General features: G+C 49.3%; 7 protein-coding genes. All 7 read right to left on the minus strand.

From position 1 onward, the window contains the following. Window positions 1-264 precede the first annotated feature (264 nt). Complete coding sequence (locus tag JW883_15315; protein ID MBN1843634.1) at window positions 265-516, minus strand: hypothetical protein; 252 nt, start codon at window positions 514-516, stop codon at window positions 265-267. A gap of 290 nt (window positions 517-806) precedes the next feature. Further along, a complete protein-coding gene (locus JW883_15320) occupies window positions 807-1064 on the minus strand; it encodes a BrnA antitoxin family protein (GenBank protein MBN1843635.1) in 258 nt (85 codons plus the stop codon). Then, window positions 1048-1326 (minus strand): BrnT family toxin, encoded by a 279-nt coding sequence (locus JW883_15325; protein MBN1843636.1) that lies wholly within the window; start codon window positions 1324-1326, stop codon window positions 1048-1050. Before JW883_15325 ends, JW883_15320 begins: the two co-directional genes overlap by 17 nt. A gap of 259 nt (window positions 1327-1585) precedes the next feature. Further along, on the minus strand, window positions 1586-1801 hold the full coding sequence (locus JW883_15330) for a type II toxin-antitoxin system HicB family antitoxin (protein ID MBN1843637.1): 216 nt from the start codon (window positions 1799-1801) through the stop codon (window positions 1586-1588). Window positions 1802-2672: 871 nt separating this feature from the next. Beyond that, window positions 2673-3260 (minus strand): mobile mystery protein B, encoded by a 588-nt coding sequence (locus JW883_15335; GenBank protein ID MBN1843638.1) that lies wholly within the window; start codon window positions 3258-3260, stop codon window positions 2673-2675. After that, entirely contained in the window at window positions 3257-3715 is a 459-nt protein-coding gene (locus JW883_15340) for a mobile mystery protein A (GenBank protein MBN1843639.1), read from the minus strand. Before JW883_15340 ends, JW883_15335 begins: the two co-directional genes overlap by 4 nt. Before the next feature lie 221 nt (window positions 3716-3936). Further along, on the minus strand, window positions 3937-5433 hold a 1497-nt coding region (locus JW883_15345; protein ID MBN1843640.1), incomplete at its 5' end, for a DNA internalization-related competence protein ComEC/Rec2.

Raw genomic sequence — 5433 nt, forward strand, 5'->3', positions numbered from 1 at the left:
AAAAATATTTTGGGCTCGCAGGCGGACTAGCCGCCGCCGACCTAACTTGGTTGGCCTGAGACGTTTGCTTTATCGAATATCCAGGGCTAATCGGTCCCAGTTGGCCAAAATGGAGGGGCTTACTGTAACAAAGGGTTACAATCCGGCTGGTTTTTGGGCTGATTGACTGTAACGTTTTTACACACCTGGAATTAAGAGGAGATTGAAAGGTCATGGGGACCGGTTTTTTGGTGGCCCTTAGGTGACGTCCATTGGATTATAGGTTTATTCGCCTTCACCGGAATACCGTCCAGCTTGCTGCAGGGATGACATGCGGCGCAAGCGCCTGCGCTGCGCGAAGGCAAGGCGAACTACGGCGAAATTCCGCTTTGATACCCCACAGCAAGCTGCGGGGAGCTTCATTTTCTCCAATAGACTTAACCCCTCCTCTGCGACTATTTCTTGACCTCGCATGGCCAATTCGCTTACCGTGGGCTCGGATAACTTGAGTTTTTTGGCCAGCTCCACGGTTGTCATTCCCAACTCCCGGTGGCACCAGTAACATACCAAACTACGGGCTTTTACCGTCTACCCCTTCATTGAGTGGCTTTCCAGGGACAGGTTTCGGTGGGACGATAAGGGGGACTAACTCTGATATTTCTTTGCAAAAGTTACGGATAAACGCGGCGATATTCTTTTTCGCTTTCCTTTCATTTATCTTTCCCAGCGAGCGGTGAAGTCACCTGCTGGAAAAGCTATAATAAAGCCGGCAGATTGAGAGTTTTGCGCAAAAAGTGTAACTGCAAAAAATGGCCAGGCTTTTCCCGTCAGGTGAGCTGATTGGTTCGGGGCGGTTGCTTATGATGTGCAGCATATAGATCTAAAAGCCTGCGGATCATTTTTTGATATTGTGTATTATGCTTTTTTGCTTCATTTTTGAAAAAATCAACACTGTCTTTGCTGAGAGTGATAGTGACTTTTACGTTCTCCTCTTTAAATAGCAAATCTTCAGGAGGAGGCAGAAAATCATCAACTATACGTAATTTTCCCAATGGTTCATCAGTGTATTTAATTTTGGCTTTCATATATTTTCCTCCCTTTTCGCCAGTATCCTGCACCGATAATGCGTATAACGCTACCACGATATGTGAAACGAACTGTTATAATGCCATCTCCGACTTTACCGAAACAGTAATATCGCTTTTCCTTTTGGCTGTGATTTAAATCCTCGGCAATAATGCGGTCAGGATCGGTAAAGGCATATTGGGCAAATTCAAATGAGATCGAATGGTTATCCTGGTTTTGCCTGTCTTTTTTTGCATCCCACTCAAATTTTACCTTTTTCACAATTTAGTAATATCAAAGGGGAGGGATAAAAGCAATATAAACATACATATAATAATATGGTTGTTCAAACTGCACAGGTGAGCCCCGAATTAATAATTCACGGACAAAAAAGACCCTATAGCCAAATGACAAATGCACCGGTTTTGGTGTATAAAACCCGTTTTGCCATTGGCCGGATTTGTCCACAGGCTATGTTCACTTCCTTCGCGTTTGCGGTAGCAGCCATATCTGCGAAGATGTTTAAGCAGAGCATGTCGTTTCATCCAACAGCCACCATATCTCGAATTGCATCATGAGGAACGCCTCGCAAACCATCTTCACGGCGATCCTCCAGAATTAGAGAAATGGCAGATGCGAGACTTTTTTTGCATTCTTCGATGGTTCTGCCTTGACCGTTTGCACCGGGAATCTCTGGACAATAAGCAATGTACCAATCGCCATCTTTCTCAATGACAGCTGTAAATTCATTTTGCATCATGCACCTCCATTATTATGGCCCTACTAATAATTGACGGACAAAAAAGACCTTATAGCCAAATGACAAATGCACCGGTTTTGGTGTATAAAACCCGTTTTGCCTTTGGCAACATACTGATTTAATTGAGTGCCGGATTCATCGTATGGTGCATAAAACGCTTTCAGCCCTCCGCCTGCGGGCCGAAGCCTTCGGGCTCTCCGCCATAGGCTTCGGCCCGCAGGCGGGCGGAGAGCTCGTAGCCAAAGGCTACTTCCCGGCCTTCGTAGCCGTTGCCACTTCGGCGGAGTAGGCTGGCGAAGTCGGCAAAATCCTGCGTGGATCACACCAAAAACGATGAAATTTGCGATTCAAGATCGTCGAACTAAGCCGCGTTGGGGTGGACTTATCAAATATTTTTGGGGATTGTACAGGGTGGGTTTGAGGATACCGTGGCAAGCAAACAGCGCTGACTTTTTGAGAAGCTACCATTTTTTCAGTCGCACAAGCACTTGGTTAGGGGACGTCCAGAAAGCGCCGGGATAAACCGGCATAGAGTAGGGGATGAGGCTTCGACTGTCTTCGACCCTGCCTTCGACATGAGCTCAGGCCGAATGTAGCTCAGGCCGAATGTAGCTCAGACCGAAGGGAGCTCAGCCGAAGTCAAGAACCCTACATGAAAGGAATAGCTGAACCATCATGGCCCCGAGTCATGCGCGGGCAGCCGTGAGGCCGCACGTGAAGCGTTGACAGGGGGAAGCGCAGGCCAGCCATTGAGCTCCGAAATCACTCTTCCGGGGTGCCGACCTCGTTGGACGGTAGGGAAGGCAACACAGTGTGCGGCGCGGGGGCTTTAGGAAAGAAACCCCCAGCTACCCGATTCGATGTCTGTCTACGATCTAGCAAACTGAAGAAGAGGTTGATAGTTCCCCTTGTCGGCCTCATGAAGAGCCTCTATGTATCTACTCCTTACCTCACTGGCATTTGATAAATCTCGATCACCCCACGAGAAACGTAGGCTGTGCAGGACGTTCTCAAGCAGAATATCCGCCATAATACGTGCGTGGCGTCCGTTGCCGTTGGGGAACGGATGAATTGATACGAGTCGGTGGTGAAAGCGGACTGCTATCTCCTCAGGCGATTCATCACGGAGTTGGATCCACAAAAGGGCATCATCACACAGATTTTTAAGACCCATCGAGATTTGATGCCATGGTCCACCGATATTCTTGTCCATCTTTCTGAACTTTCCCGCCCATTTCCACACGTTGCGGAACATCCGCTTGTGCAGTTCCCTTATAAATTGTTCGTTGAGTATATCAGTCGGCTTTGTCTTGTCCAACCAGGCAAAGGCCTCAAGGATGTTGTCTTGCTCCCATCGGTCAAGTTCCTCGCGTGTCGTTATGTGTGTTAGCAACAGCCCCTCGGTTTCATTCGGATCGATCGGAGTGGCCCCTTCCGGATACTTGAAAGTCGTCATGATTCATCCCAGAGGTTCGAAGGAAGCTCGTCAACGAGTTTGTCTACCATGTCGGAGAGGATCTTTCTGTTCTCTTGCTTGCTCAGGGCTTGGTCCTCGAGAGTCATTGTTTGTGAGGCCCGAGCAAGTCGAGTCCGAGCGACGCGCAGTGCGCGATTGCGAATAGTCTCTTCAAGGCTGTTGCGCGGTACAAAGCCATAGACAAGGACACAATCCAGCGATTCGGCAATTCTCCGTAAGGTCTTGAGCGTAGCAGTCCCAGCCAGCTCCTGCTTCTCTATGAGGGCTGTCCGTTGTTTTGTAACTCCTACACGGTTAGCGAGTTGCCTCCCGCTCATCCCGAGCGCATCTCGAATGGCTCGAATCCATCCCTTGGGCGGGGTCGAGATATCCAACAATGACCGGAATTTGCCCAGTGTCGTATCCAGTTGCTGCCTGACAAGCTTCCTCTTCATTTCTTCAACTCCGTTATGTCAACTTATATATTGACGATGGCACCGGCATCGTCAACTTATATATTGACAATTAGCTCCATATTGTCAACATATATATTGACGGTCAATCGGAAAGCATATGCATCGAACGGCGCGCCTCACAGGTCGTGAAGTTACGAGCGCTCCTCGTGCAGGCGCAGGCAAGCACACAGCGCCGACTTTTTGAGAAGCTACCATTTTTTTCAGTCGCACAAGAAAGGCCTTACCTTCACGTCGGTTCCGTCTGTGGTGATGGTGATTGCGCCGTCGAGATCAGTGCGAAACACCTTACAACCCCTGCCTTCATAACGCTTGAGAACACTCTGGAGGGGAAATCCGAACCTGTTCTTCCAGCCTGCTGATATGACAGCTATGGCGGGATCCACTGATTCCAGAAAGCCTGGCGAGCTTGAGGTTTTACTTCCGTGGTGAGGAACCAACAATACAGTGCTCTTAAGCGCCTTTCCTCGAAGGCCTGTGATCTCCTTTTCCGCCTCCGTTTCAATGTCTCCGGTGAGAAGAAACGAGACTCCGTCAAATGAGACCTTTAAGACAAGAGAGTTGTTGTTTAAAGTCCGCCAGGGGTCTTTGGTTTTCCGTTCCAGAAAGTCTGTAGGAGGATAAAGGACCCGGAAGCCAATCCCGTTCATTGACTTCTTTGCCGACAATTCTTTTAATCCGATCATGCGGATATCTTCTTCCGAGATGATATCCAGAAAGTCTCGGTACTGCTCGATAGGCACAAACTCTTGGTTCATCCACACTTCGCGCACATTGAAGTGTCTGGCGATAAACAGGAGTCCGTTCAAGTGGTCCGCGTTTGGATGTGAAAGCACAATGGTCTCCACAGTGGCAATCTTCTTTCGCCACAAGAAGGGCGCCACGATCCTCGCCCCCACGTCAAAACGATTATCATAAAATCCTCCGCCGTCTACGAGCATGCACGCCCCCCTGGGCAGTTCCAAAAGGGCCGCGCTCCCCTGCCCGACATCTATGAAGGTAATCCTCAATTGATCGTTTCCAGACCGTTGCCAGGCCCAATAAGCCGTATCCGCCAAAGCGATGAGCGCAACAGCGATGAGGGCGCCCCTTGCCAGGCGGGTTTTCCTGAAGTTGAAAAGTGTCCATGCCAGGGCGTAGTAGAGCCCGATCTCAATCAAGGTGGGGGTTACGGTCTTAACGGAAGCAAAAGGGATTCTTGAAAAAAGGACGGCCAAGCCCATTCCGCCTTGCATGATGACGATTGCCGCTTTCATGATCCAGAGGGCTCCCATTGGAGTAAACGGCAAGAACAAAACTGCAAGCAGGCCCAGTGGCACAACGAGAAATCCGATCAAGGGGACCATGAGGCAATTGGAAAAAAGCCCGATGAGAGATGTCTGGTTGAAATAATAAAGTGTTATGGGCAGGGTTCCCAGAATGGCTGCTGCAGAAACCAGCAAAAAGAGAAGCAGCCTTTTTAATACGCTAAGCGGGCCGTTCCTTAGCCGTAAGACAAAGGGAAGGTTTCTTAGCGTATAGAGGATAGAAAAAACGGCGACAAAAGAGAGCTGAAAGGAAATGTCAAAAAGCGCTGTCGGACTTGCGATCAGGATCACAAGTGCTGCCACGGCCAGGGTATTGATGGGATCATGTTCCCGTTCCAAAAGCAGGGCGACGAGAAAGACCATCACCATAATCACAGCGCGCTGGGTGGCAGG

The organism is Deltaproteobacteria bacterium (assembly GCA_016930875.1).
Lineage (GTDB): Bacteria > Desulfobacterota > Desulfobacteria > Desulfobacterales.

Excerpts from the sequence above, each read along its gene's own strand:
- JW883_15340 (MBN1843639.1), bottom strand. The coding sequence starts at position 3,715 with ATGAAGAGGAAGCTTGTCAGGCAGCAACTGGATACGACACTGGGCAAA.
- JW883_15330 (MBN1843637.1), bottom strand. The coding sequence starts at position 1,801 with ATGCAAAATGAATTTACAGCTGTCATTGAGAAAGATGGCGATTGGTAC.
- JW883_15315 (MBN1843634.1), bottom strand. The coding sequence starts at position 516 with ATGACAACCGTGGAGCTGGCCAAAAAACTCAAGTTATCCGAGCCCACG.
- JW883_15320 (MBN1843635.1), bottom strand. The coding sequence starts at position 1,064 with ATGAAAGCCAAAATTAAATACACTGATGAACCATTGGGAAAATTACGT.
- JW883_15335 (MBN1843638.1), bottom strand. The coding sequence starts at position 3,260 with ATGACGACTTTCAAGTATCCGGAAGGGGCCACTCCGATCGATCCGAAT.